The sequence below is a fragment of the Bradyrhizobium sp. TM233 genome, assembly GCF_036247965.1.
In the GTDB taxonomy this organism is placed as follows: Bacteria; Pseudomonadota; Alphaproteobacteria; order Rhizobiales; family Xanthobacteraceae; genus Bradyrhizobium; species Bradyrhizobium ottawaense.
In genome coordinates this window covers 113,347-132,532 of sequence record NZ_BTIG01000010.1, presented here as the reverse complement: position 1 = coordinate 132,532, position 19,186 = coordinate 113,347, and the positions used below count along the sequence as shown (strand labels likewise).

Below are 19,186 nucleotides of genomic sequence, written 5' to 3'. Positions count from 1 at the left end.
ATGGAACCTGCTTTGCTCAGCCCAACGCCAATAACCGCGAATCGCCGAATTGGTTCCATGTGGGTTGGGAAGAAATGGCACCCGGGGCCCGGCCGCTCGTTCGTCCCCGCCGTCCTTCGGATGGGTCGGCCTTGGCGCAGGGTGGAGCGCCCAGCGGCAGGCCGCGGGGCGGTGACCGGCGATCCCGCCGCGAGCTCCGCCAGCCCGAAGGCGGATACACCGACCACAGGGGCGGCCACCCGGTCGAATCCGAGCGGCAGTGGCACCTCATCTTCGGGCGGCAAGGATGACAATGGCGATGCGGGCCGGGACAGGATGCCGGAGAGCGACCGCACCGTGCGACCGCAGAGCCAGCAACATCATCCGAACGACAAATGAGGGCGGCTACTTGTCCGCCATGGTGCGTCCGGCGTCCTTGACCTGCGCGCGCAGCATCGGGAGCTGCTCGCGCGCGAACGTTGCGAGCGCCGCATTATCGGGCGCCTTCAGATAGCGCTCGAGCAGGTCGATGGCCGATTCATATTCGGGAATCTGCGAGGCATAGAAGCTTCGGACGTAAGTCGGTCCGTCGGACGTCTCGGGCTCGACCAGGCCCGCGCTGACCGACGTCGTCTTGCCGATGCGCGGCTCCGCGCCGATCGCCTCCTGGATCTGCTTCAGCGCCTTGTCGCGCTTGGCCGCTTCCTCGGCACGCAAGGCGGCGAGGTTCTTGACCTCGGCGTTGCCCTTCAGATCGGTGCTCTCCAGGAGGCCCTGCTGAAAGCGGCTGAAATCATAGAGGCCGCTGATGACGTCGGTTGCGCTCGGCGGGCGGTCGCCAAGTTTTCGTTCACCGGTGCTGTCGGCAAGCGCTGCGGTGCTGATGAATGCCAGGATGATCGCGACAAGAACTCGCATCGATATCAAACATCCAAGGGCGTGCGGAGTTCCCTGAACATTACGATCCGGCAAGCGGGTTGCGACCCGAGAGTTCCGTCCCCACGTCTTCAATATGAAACAGTCTGACATCTTCAGGGATAACGCCGACAACTGTCTTCAGCTCGCCGAGCGCGCCGAGGGACAACCCGCCCACAAGCGCTTTTCGCGCATGGCGGACGCCTGGACCGCGCTCGCTCACGAGCAGGATTGGCTCGACGGGGAAATTCCGCCTCTCGTGGTCCGTTTCCCTCAAAAGCAGGATGCGTGAGGGCTCTCCTTTTCCGCGTGTGAGACCGCTCACGGAATGCAAGCGACCAATCCAGGATGATCAGGGAACAGTCGATCGCGTTGGTTTTCGCTTCCAGAAGGAGGTTTTGTGATGGCTCCACGTCTGGCTCTTCTTTCACTCATTCTCGCCTTTGGTGTCTCGGTCGCGTTCGCGACGGTGACGACGGTGCGCCAGGTTCATCTGGGGAATGCATCGGCGGCGGTCCACGCGGCGCACAGCTAGCGCCTCGCCGGAACATTCGACGCCGCAGTGCGTAAGCGCTTCGACACATCAGGAGAGGCGAAAACACATCATGGCCCATTCCGACCACGGCATCGTCAAGGACGAACGGGCGGAGGAACAGCCGCGCGACAAGCAGCGCGCGCAGTCCGTGCACAAGACGGATCCGCAAAATGCTGGTTCGAAAGGTTCGCCGTCGCGGGAGGCGACGCGCGATCCCAAGCTCAACGACAACAGCAAGACGCCGGGCTCCGGCATGACGCCGGACGATTCCGGCGACGCGCCGAGCGGCTAGACGCAACGGATCAGCGCGAGGAACGAATCCTCGCGCGACGAGTCGACAGGTTGCTTCCGGTTGTCATGCCCCCGGTGCGCCGGAAGCAATCTCCAAGACGGCCCTGGCACGCCCCGTGCCGGGGTCGTTTGCTTATGAATGGCTGCTGTGGGTCAACCCCCGGTGCCGTTCTCGGGATCTTCCTGCGTATGCCCGTCGGGCCCGCGGCCGAGCACGCCGAAGCTGCTCGACTTCACACCCGCAGTCGCGTCGACGCCGACGGCGGCCAATCCGAACTTGAGCAGTTCGCGGACCGCCGCCGCCCGCGTCGGCATGCGATGTTTGAACCGGAAATCGTCAACGGCGGCCAACTCTTCCGGCGTGAGCATGACCTGGAGGCGCTCGGCGCGAAGGTCGTTCATGGTCGATCACACAAATTGAGCAGGTTGAGTAGGTTACTCAACGAACCAACTTGGCCGGAGTTCCATAAGAGTCCAAAATGGCACCAAATGAGTAAGAAAATATAACAAAATCAATTAGTTATATTGAAACGACTCTCGTGATGGCGCATTCTCATTGGAAAGGGAGAGAAGCCATGACGGACGAAGTCAGGTTGCCTCGTAAGCTTTCCGAAGAGCCGGAAGCCCCCAAGCCGGTGCGTCCCAGCCACCAGAAGGTCATCGAACAAGTCGAGCGCTGGGCCAACAGCCCGGGGCTGCAGCCACCGAGGACGGAAGATGCGAAGACGATCTGAGCCACATACATTCGAACAGCGTCTCAGGGCGCAGAAGCTGCGGCTCGAGCATCAACTGGCGGGCCTGCCCGACGGCCGCCAGCGCGAGATTGTTCTTGCGCGCATCGATCAGCTTCAGACGGCCGCCGAGATGTATGGCTTTCTGATGCTACGGGAAGAGGCCGCGGCCCCTCGCTGATGGCCCCATGCGTTCGGTCTGCACGGTCCTCGAGGTGATGCGAAGCTTTCGCCGCAGCCACCAAGCCGACACCGACACCGCCGCCCATACCAGGATGGCGGCGACGAATGCGCCGATCACGGTTGTCGAAACCACGATGTAAAAGACTGCAGCGAACGCTGCGAGACCGATGCTTCCCAAGCCGGCACCGGCAGCATCGAGCGCTGCGACCTGCTGCCCGCGTCGCCGTCCGCTGAGGCCGGCCTTTTCCTTGGCGCGACGCTCATGGCTTTCGATCAGCGTTGCACTGGCGCAGAAGATGGCAGGCAGGGCGAGGAAGAGCCCACCGACGGCGACGCCGAAATGAGAGCTCACAGCCCCCGCGAGGACCGTCGCCAGTCCGCCGAGCAGAAAGCGGATACCATACTCGTGCCACCGCGTCTGCTTGAGTGCCGATGAAGACAGCTTGACCAGCATCAGGCAGCACCTCCGAAACCCGCGAGCAGAGCGAAGGCGACGACGAGCCATGCGGCAAAAGCGAGGATGGTGGCTGGCAGCGCGGTGAAATGAAACCTCATCAGGAGATGGCAGACGACGATGCTGTAGCAGCCGAGTGCGATGGCACCGTAGATCATCGTCCAGCTTTCGGCGGCGACATATTGCGGGCCGTGCTGGACGACGGCGATGCTGAGGGTGGCCAGCGCGACCGACGGCGCCGCGCCGAGCAGTCCGGCAAAGCTCTTCGGTCGCAGCATGTCGCCCAGAATCGAGAAGGCAGAGACGATCAGGCCGCCGGCGATGAAGCGCAGGAGATATTCGGTCATGGCCGTATCCGTGAGGCCTTAGGCCGCCGCTTCGTCAGCGTGAACGGCCTGAGCAGTCGCTCGACGACGACGCCGAGCGTGAAACCGGCCACCACGTCGCTGGCCCAATGCGCCAGCACCACGACGCGCGTCAACGACAGCGCCACGGCAACGAAGCGGACCGCCCGACGCCGGGCAGGCGGCAACAGGCCGGCCGCCGAGGCGAGCGCCCCCATATGCACGGCGTGACCGGAGGGAAATGCGTCGCGTGATCGCCCCGAGAAGGGCACGCCGCGCCAATGGCCGACGACTGTCAGCCGGTCCGGTCTGGTCTGGTCGAACACGGATTTCAGAACATGCGGCAGCACGGCTGTCGCCAGCGAGACCATCAGAATGTGATCTGCAACGGGCCGCTGCTGCGGTCGCCGCAGCCGGGTGTAGAGCCATCCCGCGGCGGCCAGCGCGATGAGCACATGCTCGTCGGCGCCCCAGGTCAATGTCTGGGCGGCATGCTCGAGGCCGGAGTTGGTGTGGTGCGCGATCTCGTTTGCGATCGCCGTATCGATCCGGGTGGGTTTGACTGTTACGAGCACCATCGGTCCGCAGGCGAGATGTTCTTCATGACAAATTTGTAAAGCCCGGAATCAACGAAGGTTCCTGAGTTCGGCCGCGTCGGCACCAGGCCCGCGGGACGCCGGCCACGCCGACGTCCTCGTTCAACGTTTACTTCGCCTGGCCGACGCTCGGCGCCTTGCCGAGTTCCTTGGCCATGTCGAGATGGTGCTTGAGCGCCGGCAGGGTCTTGCCGGCCCAATCCTTCAGCGCGGAATTGTCGCCGCCCTTGGCGTAGCGCTCGAACAGCGACACGGCATCCTCGTGGGCGCTCACCTGGTAGGAATTGTAGTCCGAGCTGAAGTCTTTGCCATTCGCGTTCTTGAGCTTGTCGAGCTTGCTCTGGTGCGAGCTGTCGAGCGCCGTCGGCAGGGTCGCCTGCACCTTGCCGTCACCGACGAGACCCTTGAGCTCGGTGCTCGTCTTGGTGTGGTCGGTCACCATCTGCTGCGCGAAGCTCTTCTCCTGCGCGTTGCCCTTCTGCTGGGCGAGCTTGCCCGACTCGATCTCGAACATGTCGCTGATGGCGACCTCCTTGACGAAGTCGGCGGTCGCGGGCGCGACGCCCAGCGCCGAATTGACGCCGGTCTTCTCACCCAGTGACTGGGCGAGCGCGGGCCCTGCGAGAAGCACGCAGGCAAGGGCAATGACGGTCCGTCTCATGTCTGGTCCCTCCGAGTGGGCGCGCAGCCTCTTGCCGCGCGGTGTTGCGCCGACCAACACGTCGCATGCGCCGGGGTTCCTAACGACTAATCCGCCGGATTCCGCCCGGTGCGCGGATTGATGGGATCGGTCGGTTTGCGTCGCAGTCGCTCGGGCAGAAACGGCTCATTGGGGACGGCCGTGGCGTCGGCACGTACATCGGCATGGCGCTGCGCGCGCTCGTGCGGCGTCTTGTTGTCGTTGAAGTGGCGTTTCACGTCGACGCCGTCGACGGGATCGTTGACGCCGTGCTGGATGTCGCGAAAATCGCTCATGGTTGACCTCATTGCTTTCCGGGCAGAATCGTTTCGAGCACCTGCCGTGCTGCTCCCCTGATCATTCCGCTTTCGTTCGGGTCGCCCTTCAAGAGGGCGAGCGAGAAGTTCTTGGCCTGCTGAAGCGTGATATGCGGCGGCAGCGGCGGCACTTCGGGATCGGTCTTGACCTCCAGCACGACGGGCATCTCGCTTCCCAGCGCCTGCTCCCAGGCCGAGCCGAGCAGCTGAGGGCTGTCGACGAAGATGCCGCGCAGGCCGATGAGTTCGGCGAAGCGGGAATAGGAAACGTCGGGAATGCGTTGCGAGGCCTCGAACTTGGGGTCGCCGTTGATGATGCGCTGCTCCCAGGTCACCTGGTTGAGGTCCTCGTTGTTGAAGACGCAGACGATGAAGCGCGGGTCGCGCCAGGAGCGCCAGTATTTCACGGCGGTGATCAGTTCGGCCATGTTGTTCATCTGCATTGCGCCGTCGCCGACCAGGGCGATCACCGGACGGTCCGGATGGGCGTATTTCGCGGCAAGCGCATAGGGCACCGCGGCGCCCATCGAGGCGAGGCCGCCGGAGAGCGAGGCGATCATACCACGCCGCATCTTCAGGTCACGGGCGAACCAATTGGCGCAGGAGCCGGAATCACTGGTGATGATCGCGCGGTCGGGCAGGCGCGGGGATAGTTCCCAGGCGACGAGTTGCGGATTGATTGGCTCCGCCGGCTGATGTGCCCGGCCATCCAGCGTCTTCCACCATGTCGCGACGTCAGCTTCGATACTCTGGCGCCAGGCACTGTCGCTCCTGGGTTTCAGTCGGGGCAACAGAGCACGCAGCGTCTCGGCGGCATCACCCACGAGGCCGACCTCCATGGGAAAGCGGATCGACATCATGCCGGCGTCGATGTCGATCTGCACGCCGCGTGCCGCGCCTTCCTTCGGCAGGAACTCGGCATAGGGGAAGGCAGAGCCGACCATCAGCAGCGTGTCGCATTCCATCATCATGTTGTAGCTGGGCTCGGTGCCGAGCAGGCCGATCGAGCCGGTCACCCACGGCAGGTCGTCGGGCAGCGCTGCCTTTCCGAGCAGCGCCTTGGCGCAGCCGGCCGAGAGCCGGTCAGCGACGGCGATCACCTCGTCGGTGGCGCCAAGTGCGCCGGCGCCGACGAGCACGGCGACCTTCTTGCCGGCATTCAGCACTTCCGCGGCGCGATCGAGATCGGCCTCGCGCGGCATGATGCTGGGTGCGCTGTAGCCGATGCCGGAATGCAGCGTGCCGTGGGCACGTGGCGGGTTCTCGTAAGGCTCTTCCTGCAGGTCGTTGGGCAGGATGATCACGGTCGGGGCCCGTCGCGCCAGCGCGATCCGCACGGCTCGGTCGATCAAATGTCGCACCTGCGCAGGCGAGGAGGCCTGCATGACGTAGGCACCGGCGACGTCCTTGAACATGGAGAGAAGGTCGATCTCCTGCTGATAATGCCCGCCGAGGGCGTTGCGGGCCTGCTGACCGACAATCGCCAGCACCGGCTGGTGATCGAGTAGCGCATCGTAGAGCCCGGTGATGAGATGCGAGGCGCCCGGGCCCGAGGTCGCGATGCAAACGCCGAGCTCCCCAGAGAATTTTGCGTAAGCGGTCGCCATGAATGCCGCCATCTCCTCGTGCCGCGCCTGCACGAAGCCGATCTTGCCTTCGGCGCGGTTCATCGCGCCGAACACGCCGTTGATGCCGTCGCCGGGATAGCCGAAGATGTGGCGCACGCCCCATTGATGCAGACGCTGGACGATGAAGTCGGAGACGGTCTGGGACATCGCAGCGGCCTCGGCTGTGCATGAGCCTCGGAAAACGGCTCCTTCGCCGTGATGTTCCTCGATCGCTGCCGGAACATCGGCGCCGGAACGATCGCTTATCTGTCCGGTTGATTCACATTGGCTGAGTGGAGGAGCGAGATGCTGAATCAAGGCGAGCTGGGCCGCAGCGAGATGGGACGGCTGATCGGCAGCGACAAGGTCGAGGGAACGTCGGTCTACGGCGCCGACCGCAATCGGATCGGTTCGATCGAACGCGTGATGATCGACAAGGTCAGCGGCAGGGTGTCTTATGCCGTGCTCGGCTTCGGCGGATTCCTGGGCCTCGGCAACGATCACTACCCGTTGCCCTGGCAGTCGCTGAAATACGACACGGAGCTTGGCGGGTACGTCACCGGCATCACCACCAAGGAACTGGAAGGGGCGCCAAAATATGGCGAACGAAGCGACTGGAACTGGGGTGATGACGCCGCGGTACGCGGTATCAACTCCTATTACGGCGTTCCCTTCGCTTGATGTTCACGGAGAGAGATCGATGAGCAAGGAACGGCCCAACGACGATCCCCGGCAGCAGAACGACTGGGGTTCGCACCGACAGACGGACAAGCCCTGGAAGGGCAATCCGGAGAAGGAGCAGGGATCGGACGAGGAGAAGCCCGATCTCGAGAAATGGCACGAGACGAAGACGCACTGAGACAGGCGCGCTTCCCGTGAGACGTCAGAGACAAGCGCGGCACACACTGTGCCGCGCTTCTTTTTGAGAAGGCGTTCACGACTGGCAGCGGGGCTCTCACGAGGTGTGGGCCTCGCGGACCCATGAAATGGAGATCCCCCTTCGGAGAGAAATGGTGACCGCGGCGCAGAAGTCCGGCTAGACTGAACCCAACTTAAGCAGATTCCGGGAGGTATTTTAGTGAAGACCGCGATCACCGAACTGTTCGGCATCGAGCACCCCATCATCCAGGGCGGCATGCATTTCGTCGGCTTTGCCGAACTGGCTGCTGCCGTTTCCAATGCCGGCGGGCTCGGCATCATCACCGGCCTTACGCAGAAGACGCCGGAATTGCTCGCCAAGGAGATCGCGCGCTGCCGCGACATGACGGACAAGCCGTTCGGCGTGAACCTCACCTTCCTGCCGACCTTCGCCGCGCCGCCTTATCCGGAATACATTGCGGCCATCGTCGAGGGTGGCATCAAGGCGGTGGAGACGGCGGGCCGCAGTCCCGAACAATACATGCCGGCGCTGAAGGCGGCGGGCATCAAGGTCATCCACAAATGCACCTCGGTGCGTCACTCACTCAAGGCCGAGCGGATCGGCTGCGACGCCGTCAGCGTCGACGGCTTCGAGTGCGGCGGTCATCCCGGCGAGGACGACATTCCCAACATGATCCTGCTGCCGCGCGCGGCGGAGGAGTTGAAGATCCCGTTCGTCGCCTCCGGCGGCATGGCCGACGGGCGCAGCCTCGTCGCGGCATTGTCGCTGGGTGCCGCCGGCATGAACATGGGCACGCGCTTCATCGCCACCAAGGAGGCGCCGGTGCATCAGAACGTGAAGAATGCGCTGGTCGCCGCAACCGAGCTCGATACCCGCCTGATCATGCGCAGCCTGCGCAACACCGAGCGCGTGCTGAGGAACGCCAATGTCGATCGCCTGATCGAGATCGAGCGCGAGAAGGGCGACAAGCTGAAGATCGACGACATCCACGACCAGGTCGCGGGCGTCTATCCCAAGATCATGCTGGAGGGCCAGATGGACGCCGGCGCCTGGAGCTGCGGCATGGTCGCCGGGTTGATCCATGACATCCCCTCCTGCAAGGAACTCGTCGATCGGATCATGGCCGAGGCGGAACAGATCATCCGCAGCCGTCTGATGGGGTTCCTGGAGGGGACAGGGGCGACGCGAAAGGTCGCCTGAGACCGCCAAACTTCTTAACCACGGCGGCAAATGGCCGCTGGAATTGGCCGCGACGCCTCCTAAATAAGGATAAAATACCCCTTTCAAAATCAATTTCAGGAGGCGTCCGTGGTCCTGAAAAGCGTTCCTTTAGCAGTTGCCGTTGCCCTCGTGATCGCATGGGGCGGCTTCGCGCGCGCTGACGACTACAAGCCAGACGAATATCTCGGCCTCGATCTCTCCAAGGCCGTGCTGTCGCCGAAACGTCTCGGGCCCGAGACGCACTTCGCTCCGGTTGCGCTGGAAGCGCGCGGCGGCAATGAGGCGCAGGCCCGCGCCGCACCCGTCGACGCGCCGAAGAAGGTTGCGGCCGAACGCGTCCGTGCGACCGAGCCGAAGGTTGCGCACGCCAGGCCCGCCCAGCCGCGCGGCGCAGCCCGGACCAAACTCGCGCATCGCCACGGCAATCCGCTGGATGCGCAGGCGAGGGATACCCGCATCCAGACCTGGCCGTGCCGCTCCGGCGGCATCTGCAACTGGCAGCGTTAACCCGGTCTGAGCGCGTCATCGGCGCGTCGCAAAACTGTAGGCGCGGAGTCAAGAAACCGTAAGGGTAGGAGTCAAGGAGCGCAGGCACCTTCCGTCGCGATTCGACGAAGGTTTCCTGAATGGTATCGCTCCGCGCTTCGCGCGCATGGACCCGGCGGCAATTCCTGGTCCGCTCGACCTCCAGCCTCGCCCTCGCCTCGCTCGGCACGCTCGCCGCGCCACACCTCAGCCGCGCCGCCGACCGGCCCCAGATCGCGGGCGGTATTCAATCCGGCGATGTCTCTGGCGACTCCGCCGTGATCTGGGCGCGCGCCGACCGGCCCGCGCGGATGCAGGTGGAATGCTCGACCGTCGAGAGTTTCAAGACCATCATTGCGTCAGCTTCGCGCGACGCTCTGCCCGACACGGATTTCACCTCGAAGCTGCTGCTCAACGATCTGCCGCCCGGCCAGGATATCTTCTACCGCGTGCGCTTCGACGACATCGCGGCCGGCATTGCCGGCGAAAGCCGCGTCGGCCATTTCCGCACCGCGCCCGCCGCTGGCCGCTCGATCTCGTTCGTGTGGTCCGGCGATGTCGCGGGGCAGGGCTGGGGCATCGACATTTCGCGCGGCGGCTATCGCAGCTATCGTACCATGCTCGACAACCACCCGGATTTCTTCATCCACTCCGGCGATCACATCTACGCCGACTGCACGGTTCCTTCCGAGCAGAAGCTGCCGAACGGCGAGATGTGGCGCAACCTCGTGACCGAGGAAAAGTCCGAGGTCGCGCACACGCTGGCGCAGTTTCGCGGCAATTACAGATACAACCATCTCGACGAGAATTTTCGCGCCTTCCACGCCGAGGTGCCGATGTTCGCGCAATGGGACGACCACGAGGTCACCAACGACTGGTCGCCGGCCGGCAGCCATGACGAGGCCGGTTATGAGGACGACGGCACCCCGCGCCTGGTTGCACGCGCCCGCCGCGCCTTCTTCGACTTCATGCCGATCCGCGACATCGGCGCGCGGCAGGGCCGGGTCTATCGCAAGATCGCTTACGGCCCGCTGCTCGACGTCTTCATGATCGACATGCGCAGTTATCGCGACGACAGCTGGAACAAGGGCGGCGATCACCGCGGCTGGATTTTGGGTGCCGAGCAGCTCGCCTGGCTGAAGCGGGAGCTCGCCGCCTCGCGCGCGACCTGGAAGGTGATCGCGGCCGACCTGCCGATCGGCCTGGTCAGCCTGGACGCCGTCGCGCTCGGCGATGGGCCGCCCGAACGGCGCGAGCACGAGATCGCCGACCTTCTGGCGTCCATCAAGCGCGCCGGCGTGCGCAATATCGTTTGGCTTACCGCCGACATGCATTACACCGCCGCGCATTATTACGATCCCGGCAAGGCGCAGTTTCAAGACTTCGAGCCGTTCTGGGAGTTCGTCTCCGGCCCGCTGCACGCCGGCACCTGGGGCCCGGGCGAGCTCGACAACACCTTCGGTCCGGTCGCGATGTACCAGAACGGCTGCACCGCGGCGCAAGGCGAGAATCTGGCGCCGTGTTTCGGACTGCAATTCTTCGGCCGCGTCGACATCGACGGTGCCAGCGGCGTGATGACTGTAACGCTGAAAGACGTCGACAATCGCCACCTCTGGTCAGTCGACATCGTGCCCCAGCCGCAGGCGCGGCCGGCCGTGGTCGCGCAGCATTCGTGAGGGGCGGCTCCCTTAACCTCTCCCGCTTGCGGGAGAGATCGGCGCGAAGCGCCGGGTGAGGGCTTTCTCCTCTAGGGGATTGTCCCGTTGCGGATGCACCCTCTCCCCAGCCCTCTCCCGCAAGCGGGAGAGGGGGTCGACCTCGCCCGAGGCGACAGTCAAGCCCAATCCCACCTAACCCGATCTTGATTGGCCGCCTCCCGCCGCTCTCGCTAAACTCACCGCTCCCGCCATCTCTTTTCCATCACCGAAGAGTCTGCTCACGCGGCAAGCCGCGTGCATCCAGCGGGTTGAACGACGTCAGGAGCCTGTTTCATGGACAATCTGAAGACACAGGGCATCAGCATGCCCAAGCTCGGCCTCGGCACCTTTCGCATGCAGGGCGATGCCTGCCGCGCCGCGGTCGAGAGCGCGCTGTCGATCGGCTATCGCCACATCGACACCGCCGAGATGTACGCCAACGAAGAATCCATCGGCGATGCCCTTGCCGCGGCTCGCCTGCCGCGCGGCGAGTTGCACCTCACGACCAAGGTCTGGCATGAGAACCTCAGCCCCGACGCGATCCGCCGTGCCTTCGATGCCAGCCTGAACAAGCTCAGGCTCGATCATGTCGATCTCTATCTGGTGCACTGGCCGTCGAAGGCTGCGAACTGGGGTGCGGTGTTCGAGACCCTGATGAGGCTGAAGCAGGAGGGCCGCACGCGGGCGATTGGCGTTGCCAATTTCACCACGGCGCTGCTCAAGACCGTGGTCGAGGACATCAGGGCTCCGATCGCCTGCAACCAGATCGAATATCACGCGATGCTCGATCAATCGAAGGTGCTGGCCTATCTCGCCGCGAAGTCGATCCCGCTGGTGGCTTATTGCCCGCTGGCGCAGGGGCGCGTTGCCTCGGAGCCGGTGCTGGCCGAGATCGGCGCCAGGCACAACGCAACCGCCGCGCAAGTGGCGCTGAAATGGCTGCTCGACCAGGACGGCGTCGCCGCGATTCCGAAGGCCTCGCGCCGGGAGAGCCAGCAAGCCAATCTCGACGCGCTGAAGATCACGCTCGACGATGCCGACCGCCAGAAGATCGCCGCGCTGCCGAAGGACAGGCGCTGCGTCAATCCCGGCTTCGCGCCGGCATGGGATTAGCTTCGGAAGGGCTTTCGATGCGCAAGAGAAATGGCCCCGTGAGGGGCCATTTCCATATTGCGCTCTGCATTAGTCCCAGTGGTGGTGGCGATGGTTGCGCTTGATCACCACGACCCTGTCGCCGCGATGGTGCCAGCCGCGATGCCAGCCGTGGTCGCGATGCTCGCGGAATTCCGCGCGAGCGCCGTACGGGCCGTGATGATGACCGCGCTTGATCACCACCGTCTCCGCGCTCGCCAGCGTCGGCGCCGCGATCACGAGCGCACCCAGAGCCGCAACCACATAACCAAGCTTCTTCATGATGTCCTCCTCCAATCGAATGCACAATTAAACCGCGCATTCGCGCGAACGTTCCGGAGGAGGCGCGGGAGAATTCTGAACAGCTGTTCAGGTGACTAATCGCAGCGTTGCTGCGCCGGCGTCGGCGCGCCGGTGGCGACGTACTTGCCGTCCCTGATCGTGTACGCGCCGCGCTCGCTGCGATTGTAGATCGCGCGCAGGCTGCCGTCCTTGGCCAGCAGCAGGCCGAACTCACGCGTCTGGTGCAGCGATGGGAAGTACACCATCACATTGAGCAGGCCCTCGGCGCCGACCCTGGCCGACACCACTTCGTTCTCGTCCTTGGCCTCGCCGAAATTGCGCCGGTACATCACCCGGCCGTCCTTCCGGATTTCGTAAGTCAGGAGCGCGCCCTTGTCGCGGTCGGGCCGGACCGCGCAATCCACCGCCCACGAGCCGAGCAGGCCGTATTGCTCGACCGTCGTGGTCAACGTCTCGGCACCTGCCGTGGAGGTGATCGCCACCCACAGCATCGCAGCCGCGATTCCGCGGCTCAAACAACGCGTCATGTCCTGAAGAAACCCCGCCTCGAAGAATTCCAAAGTGTAGCATCCCGCCGGCGTCCGTCCATGGCCGCCGCCGATCGCTCGCGAATTTGATCCGCGTCAATGAGGCCGGTCTTTTCCGGGGTAGGATGGCGTTTCCCGAAGGCGAACCTGGATAGACCAATGCTGAATCAAGTCATGGATTTTGCGGGCGAAGTGCTGCCGGGGAGCTGTGCCGTGCCGCCATATTCGGAGACCGCGTTTCTGACGGAGCTGGGCGATCGCTTGAGGTCCTCGCGCATGCGCTGCGACCTGTCGCGCCGCGAACTGGCCCGCCGTTCCGGGATTTCCGAGCGTTATATCGCCCAGATCGAGGCCGGCAAGGGCAACGTCTCGATCGTCCTCTTGCTGCGGCTGGCCTCCGCGATCCACGGCAGCCAGCCACAGGCGGCCTGACGCTTCGAGGTGACCGCCATGGGGCAGCTCGTACTCGCGGCCAAGGTCACCCACGTTCCATCGTTGATGCTGTCGGAGGCGCCCGGCAGCTTGCTGCGCGCCGCGCGCGAGCCGGCGGTCAGGTCTTTGCGCGAGCTCGGTCGACGGGCGAAAGAGCGCGGCGTCACCTGCTTCGTGGTGTTCGACACCCACTGGCTCTCCAATTTCGGCTACCACATCAATGCCAATGCGCGGCATCGCGGCTCGTTCACGAGCCACGAGGCGCCGCAGATGATCCAGGATCTGCGCTACGACCTGCCGGGTGACACGCGCCTGGCCGAAGCCATCGCTGATAGGGCCGGGGACGCCGGCCTGAACGTGATCGCCCATCAGGTGGCCAGCCTCGGGCTCGAATACGGCACCGTCGTGCCAATGCACTACCTGAACTTGGACGGCTTCGCGAAGGTCGTCTCGGTCGCTTCGCCGCTCTTCACCTCATTCGAGGAGAGCCGGATCCTCGGTGAAGCGACCCGCCGCGCGATCGACGAGTCCGGTGAACGGGTCGCCGTCCTCGCCAGCGGTTCGCTCTCGCATCGGCTCTGGCCGAACAAGAAGCTGGGCCCGGAGGCGTGGACGTCGGTGGCCAGCGAGTTCAACCGCCAGGTCGACCTGCGCGTGCTCGAGCTATGGCAGAGCCGCCGCTATCGCGAATTCCTCGACATGCTTCCGGACTACGCCACCAAGTGCAACGGCGAAGGCGGCATGGCCGACACCATCATGCTGTTCGCCGCGCTCGGCTGGTACGACTATTGCGGCGCCGCCGAGCAGCTCTGCGACTATTTTCCGTCCTCCGGCTCCGGCCAGGTCAACGTGGAGTTTCACGTCGAGGCGTGAGGCCGCGGCCTCAGGCCCGTTTCTCCACATTCGCACTCCGGGCCGGCACGCCGAACTCCTTGCGGCAGACCTCGGCGAGCACGGCGACGCCCTCGCGGATCTGCTGATGCGTCGGACTCGCAAAACACAGCCGTAAGCGCGAGCTGGAATGGCTCTTGCTGGTCGACCATTCCGGTCCCGGATTGATCGAGACGCCCGCGGCGAGTGCGGCCTGATACAGTTTAAGCGTATCGACCTGGTCGGGCAGCTTCACCCAGAGGAAGATGCCGCCCTTGGGCTCCTCGAATTCCGCTGCCGTCCCGAACTGCTCGTTCAGCGCTTCCATCAGCGTGTCGAGCTTGGTGCGCAGCGCCTTGGTCAGCGCCGGCACGTGGCTTGCGAAATGCGGCTTGCAATAGGCGGCGAGCACCATCTGCTCGAGCGCACCGGAGCCGGCATCCGTCTTCAGCGCCAGCATCCGCGACATCACCTCCCAGGGCGCCACGATGAAGCCGACGCGCAGCGCCGGCGCGATCGACTTGGAGAACGAGCCAATATGGATCACGCCGCCGTTCGGGCTCATCGCATGGATCGCCGGCGGCCGCTGGCCCGACCACACGAGGTCGGCATAGCAATCGTCCTCGAAAATGGGCACGCCATATTCGGTCGCGAGCCGCACCAGCTCGGTGCGGCGGCTCTCGGGCATGATGCTGCCGGTCGGGTTCTGCACGGTCGGGATGGTGTAGATGTATTTGGGCCGGATGCCACGGCTCTTCAGGTCAGCCAGCGTTGCTGCCAGCACGTCCATGCGCATGCCGTCCTTGTCGAGGGGGATGCCGACCACATTGACGCCGAGCCGCGCCAGGCGGGTCAGCGAGCCCTGATAGCTGTCCTGCTCGAAGATCACGGTGTCGCCGCGCGTCAGCAGCGTCGCGTTGACGAGGTCGAGCGCCTGGAGTGAGCCGGAGACGATCAGGAGATCGTCGACGGTGCAGTTGATGCCGGCATCGCGCTTGAGTTTGGTCACCAGGAATTCGCGCAAGGGCAGGTAGCCCTGCGGCCCATGCGCCAGCCCGTAAGTGGCGAGCGACCGGCCCTCTCGCCGCAGCACCGTGTTGGTCGCTTCGATCAACTCGTCGAGCGGCACCTGTTCGGAATCGTTGTTGCCGCCGACGAAGCTGTATTTGGCAAGGCCGGTCCAGCGCGCAGAAGGGGCCGGCAGCCCTGCCGGAAACAGGGGGGCGAAATCGAAGCTGGACGTCATGGGTGTTCCTCGTTTTGTTCTTGTTGAGCCAGCCGGCGTTGCGCCGGCCAGCCTTGTGTCTTGCCGGCCGTCCGGGTCGGACGGCCTTACTTCTTGCCAGCCGTCCGGGTCGGACGGACTCACTTCTTTGTGGCCGTCCTAGTCGGACGGCCCTGGCTGATGAAAGCGTAATGCGCATTGGCGACGCCGCCAACCATCAGGGCCTCGACCACGGGCTCGGCGATCTCGCCTGTCGCGGCCCAGTCGACCAGGAAATTGGCCCCGGTCCCGCCGCGCACGTCGTCGGTCGGAATGAAGATCGAGACGGTGGCCAGCGGCCTCACGGCCACCGGCGCCTTCAGATAACTCTCGACCTGCTTGCCTGCGGTGTCGAAATAGGCGATGCGTTTGATCACCAGCGGCTGGGTCTCGGAGGCGTTGTGAACACTCAAGGTCACCGAGAAGTCGACGCGCAGCTTGCCCTGGCTCATTGCGACGCTGGAATAGGCAGGCACGTAGAATCCACCGGAGATTGCGAGCTCCTCCTTCGGCAGCGCGGTGAGGGAATCGGCAAAGTTCTGTTCAATATTGACCTTGGATTGTGCAGCGGCGGGCACGGCAAAGGCGAGGGGGCATAGCAGCATTGCTGCGAACAGCCCTTTTCGCATGTGACGAATTGCTCGCTTGCCGCGCCGCAACCCGTCTCTAGGGTGCGGCAAAACGGACCAATTTGGCATGCACGAGCTCATTCGCGACATCACTCTCTGTATTCTGTTTGCCTGGATGCTGGGCCTGCTCGCCCATTTCTCCCGGCAGCCGCTCATTCTGGCCTATCTTATCGCCGGCTTTTGCATAGGTCCATTCGGCGCCGGCTGGGTCCACTCGCAGGAATCGATCAGCGTCATCTCCGAGCTCGGCCTGATCTTCATGCTGTTCATGATTGGCCTCGAGATCGACCTGAAGAAGATCGTGCGGGCGGGAAAGGTGATCCTGTTCGCGGCGGGCGGCCAGCTCCTTGGCGGCTGCCTGCTCGGGGTCCTGTTCTTCGTCGGCATCGGCCTGTCACTCGGGGGCGGGCACTTCGATGCGGTCTATCTCTGCGTCGCCTGCGCGCTGTCGAGCACCGTGATCATCGTCAAGGTGCTCTACGAGAAACGCGAGCTCGACACGCTGCCGGGGCGCATCACGCTCGGCGTGCTGGTGCTTCAGGACATCTTCGCCATCCTGTTCCTGGCGGTGCAGCCGAGCCTTGCCAATCTGCAGGCCAGCGTCATCCTGCTCTCGATCGGCCGTGTCGCGGTGCTGGTCGCCGCAGCTCTGCTGGTCAGCCGCTACGTGCTGCCGCGGCTGTTCCACCAGATCGCCCGGCGACCCGAGCTGATCCTGCTCGGCGCGCTGGCCTGGTGCTTTCTCGTCGCCGAGACCGCCGAGCGGCTGTCGCTGTCGCGCGAGATGGGCGCCCTGATCGCCGGCGTCTCGCTCTCGACCTTTCCCTACGCGCTCGACGTCACCGCCAAGGTCACCACGCTCCGTGACTTCTTCATCACCCTGTTCTTCGTCGCGCTCGGCATGACCATTCCCGTGCCCGGCCTCTCCGTGATCGGGCTGGCGCTGATGATCGCGGCTTTCACGGTCGTGAGCCGCCTCGTCACCACCTTCACGCCGCTCTATCTGATGAAGCAGGGCCTGCGCGCCAGCCTGTTGCCGGCGCTGAACCTCGCGCAGATCTCCGAGTTCTCGCTGGTGGTGATCCAGACCGGCGTCGCCGACCACCACATCGCAGCCGAGACGGCGAATGCCGCCTCCTTCGCCTTCGTGGTGCTCGCGGTGCTCTCGACCTTCGCGATGAGCCGCAGCGACGAGATCACCCGCTGGGCGATCGGCCCCCTGAAGCGGATCGGCCTGCGCGATCTCGACCACGGCAACGGCCATGCGGAGGAGGGGCACGAGGGCGGCCATGGCGAGGCCCGCCGTATCGTCATCCTCGGCTTTTTCCGTGCGGCGAGCGCGCTGCTGGCCGAGATCGAACGGCAGGCGCCGGTGCTGCTGGAGCAGATCACCGTGGTCGATTTCAACCCCAATGTGTACCAGACGTTGCTGTCGCGCGGCCTGCACGTGATCTATGGCGACATCAGCAGCGCGGATACGCTGCTCCATGCCGGCGTCGGCAAGTCCGAGATGATCATCCTCAGCGTGCCGGATGCGCTACTGAAGGGCGCCAGCAACGAGAAGCTGGTCCGCCACGTCCGCACCCTGAATCCGACCGCCATGATCGTTGCCACCGCCGATCTCCTGTCGGACGTGGAGGAGCTCTATGCGGCCGGCGCCAGCTACGTCACCGTAACCCGGCTCAGCGACGCTCATGAGCTGTTTACCGTGATCGAGGCCGCGCAGGCCGGCCTGCTCTCCGACAAGCGCGCCGAGCTCGATCAGCGGCTCGGCGAGCGCCGCGAAGTGCTGCCCTGACGGCGTCCGGCCGCCTTCCGCTCCGGCCGTCTGCGCCTATATCCCTGGTATCTTCGGTGCAAGGCCGGCCTCCGATGGCCCGCTGCCCGGAATATGCGGTTGCGTCCAGGACACTAGCGCCCCGGCCCAAGTCCGGCTAAGCCTCCCGCTCGTAACCGATAGAGATTGGGACATGCCCGATAGCGTTCAGGAAGTCTTGCAGGCCTTTGCCCGGGGTGAGCTCGTTGTCGTCACCGACGACGAGGACCGTGAGGGTGAGGGCGATCTGATCGTCGCCGCCTCGCTCTGCACCGCCGAGAAGATGGCGTTCATCATCCGCCATACGTCAGGCATCGTCTGCGCGCCGGTGACCACCGAGGACGCGCGCCGCCTGCGGCTCGATCCGATGGTGGCCCACAACGATTCCGCGCACACCACCGCCTTCACGGTGTCGATAGACTACAAGCCCGATGGCGGCACCGGCATCTCCGCCGAGGAACGCGCCTCCTGCTGCCGCGCGCTGTCCAATCCCAATGTCGGCGCCAATGATTTCGCCCGGCCCGGCCACATCTTCCCGCTGATCGCCAAGGATGGCGGCGTGCTGCTGCGCTCGGGCCATACCGAGGCCGCCGTCGATCTCTGCAAGCTCTCCGGCCTGCCGCCGGTCGGCGTCATCAGCGAGTTGATGAACGACGACGGCAGCGTGATGAAGGGCGAGCAGGTCGCCCGCTTCGCCGCCCAGCACAAGCTGAAGCATGTCACCATCGCGGACATGATTGCCTACCGCCAGGCGCGCGAGAAGCTGATCGAGCGGGTCTCGACCTTCGTCACCGAAAGCCCGATCGGACCCTTGCAAGGCTATGCCTACCGTTCGCCGTTCGATTCCATCGCCCACGTCGCTTTCGTCTATAACGGCGTCGGCGACGGCAAGAACGTGCTGACGCGCTTTCACAAGCCGAACATCGTCAAGGACATCTTCACCGGGCACAAGCGCATGGCCGCCGTGCTCGAGCATTTCAAGAAATCCGGCCGAGGGGTGCTGGTTTACTTGCGCGACGGCGCGGCCGGTGTCCCCGTGGCGGCGCTGCCGGACGAGTCGGCGACGGAAGCCGACCGCAACCGCCAGTGGCGCGAGGTCGGCGTCGGTGCGCAGATCTTGCGCGACCTCGGCGTCACCTCGATCCGGCATCTCACCTCCTCGGTGCACGACTACAAGGGCCTGTCGGGCTTCGGCATCGAGATCGTCGCCAACGAACAGCTCGAGAACTGACGACGCCGTTGCTGGGTTCGCGCCGTTGC

At 64.7% G+C, this 19,186-nt stretch carries 27 protein-coding genes; 15 read left to right on the top strand and 12 right to left on the bottom strand.

The features are described from left to right. Positions 1-384: 384 nt before the first annotated feature. Entirely contained in the window at positions 385-897 is a 513-nt protein-coding gene (locus AABA86_RS22445; RefSeq protein ID WP_212247643.1) for a DUF4142 domain-containing protein, read from the bottom strand. Positions 898-991: 94 nt separating this feature from the next. Here AABA86_RS22445 and AABA86_RS22440 point away from each other — a divergent pair, with 94 nt between their 5' ends. From AABA86_RS22440 to AABA86_RS22430, 3 genes are all read left to right on the top strand, one after another. Next, a complete protein-coding gene (locus AABA86_RS22440; RefSeq protein WP_246550159.1) occupies positions 992-1,186 on the top strand; it encodes a hypothetical protein in 195 nt (64 codons plus the stop codon). Between the two features lie 111 nt (positions 1,187-1,297). Further along, positions 1,298-1,429 carry a hypothetical protein gene (locus tag AABA86_RS22435; RefSeq protein ID WP_256379439.1) on the top strand — a complete coding sequence of 44 codons (132 nt, stop codon included), beginning with the start codon at positions 1,298-1,300 and terminating at the stop codon, positions 1,427-1,429. 70 nt (positions 1,430-1,499) lie between these two features. Then, positions 1,500-1,721 (top strand): hypothetical protein, encoded by a 222-nt coding sequence (locus tag AABA86_RS22430; RefSeq protein ID WP_212247645.1) that lies wholly within the window; start codon positions 1,500-1,502, stop codon positions 1,719-1,721. Positions 1,722-1,873: 152 nt separating this feature from the next. On the opposite strand, the gene AABA86_RS22425 is transcribed toward AABA86_RS22430, so the two are convergent. Then, on the bottom strand, positions 1,874-2,122 hold the full coding sequence (locus AABA86_RS22425) for a hypothetical protein (RefSeq protein WP_338308468.1): 249 nt from the start codon (positions 2,120-2,122) through the stop codon (positions 1,874-1,876). 173 nt (positions 2,123-2,295) lie between these two features. Between AABA86_RS22425 and AABA86_RS22420 the strand changes: the two genes are divergently transcribed. Both AABA86_RS22420 and AABA86_RS22415 read left to right on the top strand, forming a co-directional pair. After that, positions 2,296-2,454 (top strand): hypothetical protein, encoded by a 159-nt coding sequence (locus AABA86_RS22420; RefSeq protein WP_018321736.1) that lies wholly within the window; start codon positions 2,296-2,298, stop codon positions 2,452-2,454. Next, positions 2,438-2,632 (top strand): hypothetical protein, encoded by a 195-nt coding sequence (locus tag AABA86_RS22415; protein ID WP_338308467.1) that lies wholly within the window; start codon positions 2,438-2,440, stop codon positions 2,630-2,632. The genes AABA86_RS22420 and AABA86_RS22415 overlap by 17 nt, the downstream gene beginning before the upstream one ends. Here the strand turns inward: AABA86_RS22415 and AABA86_RS22410 are convergent. The 6 genes from AABA86_RS22410 to AABA86_RS22385 form a co-directional block, all read right to left on the bottom strand. Beyond that, positions 2,603-3,088: a DUF3147 family protein gene (locus AABA86_RS22410; protein ID WP_338308466.1), complete on the bottom strand. Its 486-nt coding sequence runs from the start codon at positions 3,086-3,088 to the stop codon at positions 2,603-2,605. The two genes, AABA86_RS22415 and AABA86_RS22410, sit on opposite strands and share 30 nt — an antisense overlap. After that, complete coding sequence (locus AABA86_RS22405; protein WP_338308465.1) at positions 3,088-3,435, bottom strand: DUF3147 family protein; 348 nt, start codon at positions 3,433-3,435, stop codon at positions 3,088-3,090. The genes AABA86_RS22410 and AABA86_RS22405 overlap by 1 nt, the downstream gene beginning before the upstream one ends. Then, positions 3,432-4,010 carry a phosphatase PAP2 family protein gene (locus AABA86_RS22400; protein ID WP_338308464.1) on the bottom strand — a complete coding sequence of 193 codons (579 nt, stop codon included), beginning with the start codon at positions 4,008-4,010 and terminating at the stop codon, positions 3,432-3,434. The genes AABA86_RS22405 and AABA86_RS22400 overlap by 4 nt, the downstream gene beginning before the upstream one ends. Positions 4,011-4,137: 127 nt before the next feature. After that, positions 4,138-4,689 (bottom strand): DUF4142 domain-containing protein, encoded by a 552-nt coding sequence (locus tag AABA86_RS22395; protein WP_338308463.1) that lies wholly within the window; start codon positions 4,687-4,689, stop codon positions 4,138-4,140. 86 nt (positions 4,690-4,775) lie between these two features. After that, positions 4,776-5,003 (bottom strand): hypothetical protein, encoded by a 228-nt coding sequence (locus tag AABA86_RS22390; protein WP_338308462.1) that lies wholly within the window; start codon positions 5,001-5,003, stop codon positions 4,776-4,778. Between the two features lie 8 nt (positions 5,004-5,011). Next, positions 5,012-6,799 (bottom strand): thiamine pyrophosphate-requiring protein, encoded by a 1,788-nt coding sequence (locus AABA86_RS22385; RefSeq protein WP_338308461.1) that lies wholly within the window; start codon positions 6,797-6,799, stop codon positions 5,012-5,014. Between the two features lie 138 nt (positions 6,800-6,937). On the opposite strand from AABA86_RS22385, the gene AABA86_RS22380 reads away from it, so the two are divergent. From AABA86_RS22380 to AABA86_RS22355, 6 genes are all read left to right on the top strand, one after another. After that, positions 6,938-7,312: a PRC-barrel domain-containing protein gene (locus AABA86_RS22380; protein ID WP_028144036.1), complete on the top strand. Its 375-nt coding sequence runs from the start codon at positions 6,938-6,940 to the stop codon at positions 7,310-7,312. Positions 7,313-7,331: 19 nt separating this feature from the next. Further along, positions 7,332-7,490 (top strand): hypothetical protein, encoded by a 159-nt coding sequence (locus AABA86_RS22375; RefSeq protein WP_018321727.1) that lies wholly within the window; start codon positions 7,332-7,334, stop codon positions 7,488-7,490. Positions 7,491-7,709: 219 nt separating this feature from the next. Beyond that, positions 7,710-8,711, top strand: a complete 1,002-nt coding sequence (locus AABA86_RS22370; protein WP_212247660.1) for an NAD(P)H-dependent flavin oxidoreductase — start codon at positions 7,710-7,712, stop codon at positions 8,709-8,711. Positions 8,712-8,819: 108 nt separating this feature from the next. Further along, the gene (locus tag AABA86_RS22365; protein WP_212247662.1) at positions 8,820-9,239 is read left to right on the top strand and encodes a hypothetical protein; all 420 of its coding nucleotides are present in this window, start codon (positions 8,820-8,822) and stop codon (positions 9,237-9,239) included. A gap of 119 nt (positions 9,240-9,358) precedes the next feature. Beyond that, positions 9,359-10,933: an alkaline phosphatase D family protein gene (locus AABA86_RS22360; protein ID WP_338308460.1), complete on the top strand. Its 1,575-nt coding sequence runs from the start codon at positions 9,359-9,361 to the stop codon at positions 10,931-10,933. 315 nt (positions 10,934-11,248) lie between these two features. Continuing rightward, positions 11,249-12,067, top strand: a complete 819-nt coding sequence (locus AABA86_RS22355) for an aldo/keto reductase (RefSeq protein WP_338308459.1) — start codon at positions 11,249-11,251, stop codon at positions 12,065-12,067. 69 nt (positions 12,068-12,136) lie between these two features. Here the strand turns inward: AABA86_RS22355 and AABA86_RS22350 are convergent, their stop codons facing one another. Next, on the bottom strand, positions 12,137-12,367 hold the full coding sequence (locus tag AABA86_RS22350) for a hypothetical protein (RefSeq protein ID WP_212247669.1): 231 nt from the start codon (positions 12,365-12,367) through the stop codon (positions 12,137-12,139). 95 nt (positions 12,368-12,462) lie between these two features. After that, positions 12,463-12,915 (bottom strand): hypothetical protein, encoded by a 453-nt coding sequence (locus tag AABA86_RS22345; protein ID WP_338308458.1) that lies wholly within the window; start codon positions 12,913-12,915, stop codon positions 12,463-12,465. 159 nt (positions 12,916-13,074) lie between these two features. Between AABA86_RS22345 and AABA86_RS22340 the strand changes: the two genes are divergently transcribed. Next, positions 13,075-13,347, top strand: coding sequence for a helix-turn-helix domain-containing protein (locus tag AABA86_RS22340; protein ID WP_026202606.1), 273 nt, complete (start codon positions 13,075-13,077; stop codon positions 13,345-13,347). Positions 13,348-13,365: 18 nt separating this feature from the next. Further along, positions 13,366-14,220, top strand: a complete 855-nt coding sequence (gene hpaD / locus AABA86_RS22335; RefSeq protein ID WP_338308457.1) for a 3,4-dihydroxyphenylacetate 2,3-dioxygenase — start codon at positions 13,366-13,368, stop codon at positions 14,218-14,220. 10 nt (positions 14,221-14,230) lie between these two features. On the opposite strand, the gene AABA86_RS22330 is transcribed toward hpaD, so the two are convergent. Continuing rightward, complete coding sequence (locus AABA86_RS22330; RefSeq protein ID WP_338308456.1) at positions 14,231-15,463, bottom strand: aminotransferase-like domain-containing protein; 1,233 nt, start codon at positions 15,461-15,463, stop codon at positions 14,231-14,233. Positions 15,464-15,582: 119 nt separating this feature from the next. Next, positions 15,583-16,110: a DUF3124 domain-containing protein gene (locus tag AABA86_RS22325; RefSeq protein ID WP_212247673.1), complete on the bottom strand. Its 528-nt coding sequence runs from the start codon at positions 16,108-16,110 to the stop codon at positions 15,583-15,585. A 67-nt stretch (positions 16,111-16,177) separates the two neighbouring features. Here AABA86_RS22325 and AABA86_RS22320 point away from each other — a divergent pair, with 67 nt between their 5' ends. Together AABA86_RS22320 and ribB are read left to right on the top strand one after the other, a co-directional pair. After that, positions 16,178-17,908, top strand: coding sequence for a cation:proton antiporter (locus AABA86_RS22320; RefSeq protein ID WP_212247678.1), 1,731 nt, complete (start codon positions 16,178-16,180; stop codon positions 17,906-17,908). 172 nt (positions 17,909-18,080) lie between these two features. Next, entirely contained in the window at positions 18,081-19,157 is a 1,077-nt protein-coding gene (gene ribB / locus AABA86_RS22315; protein WP_212247679.1) for a 3,4-dihydroxy-2-butanone-4-phosphate synthase, read from the top strand. Positions 19,158-19,186 lie beyond the last annotated feature (29 nt).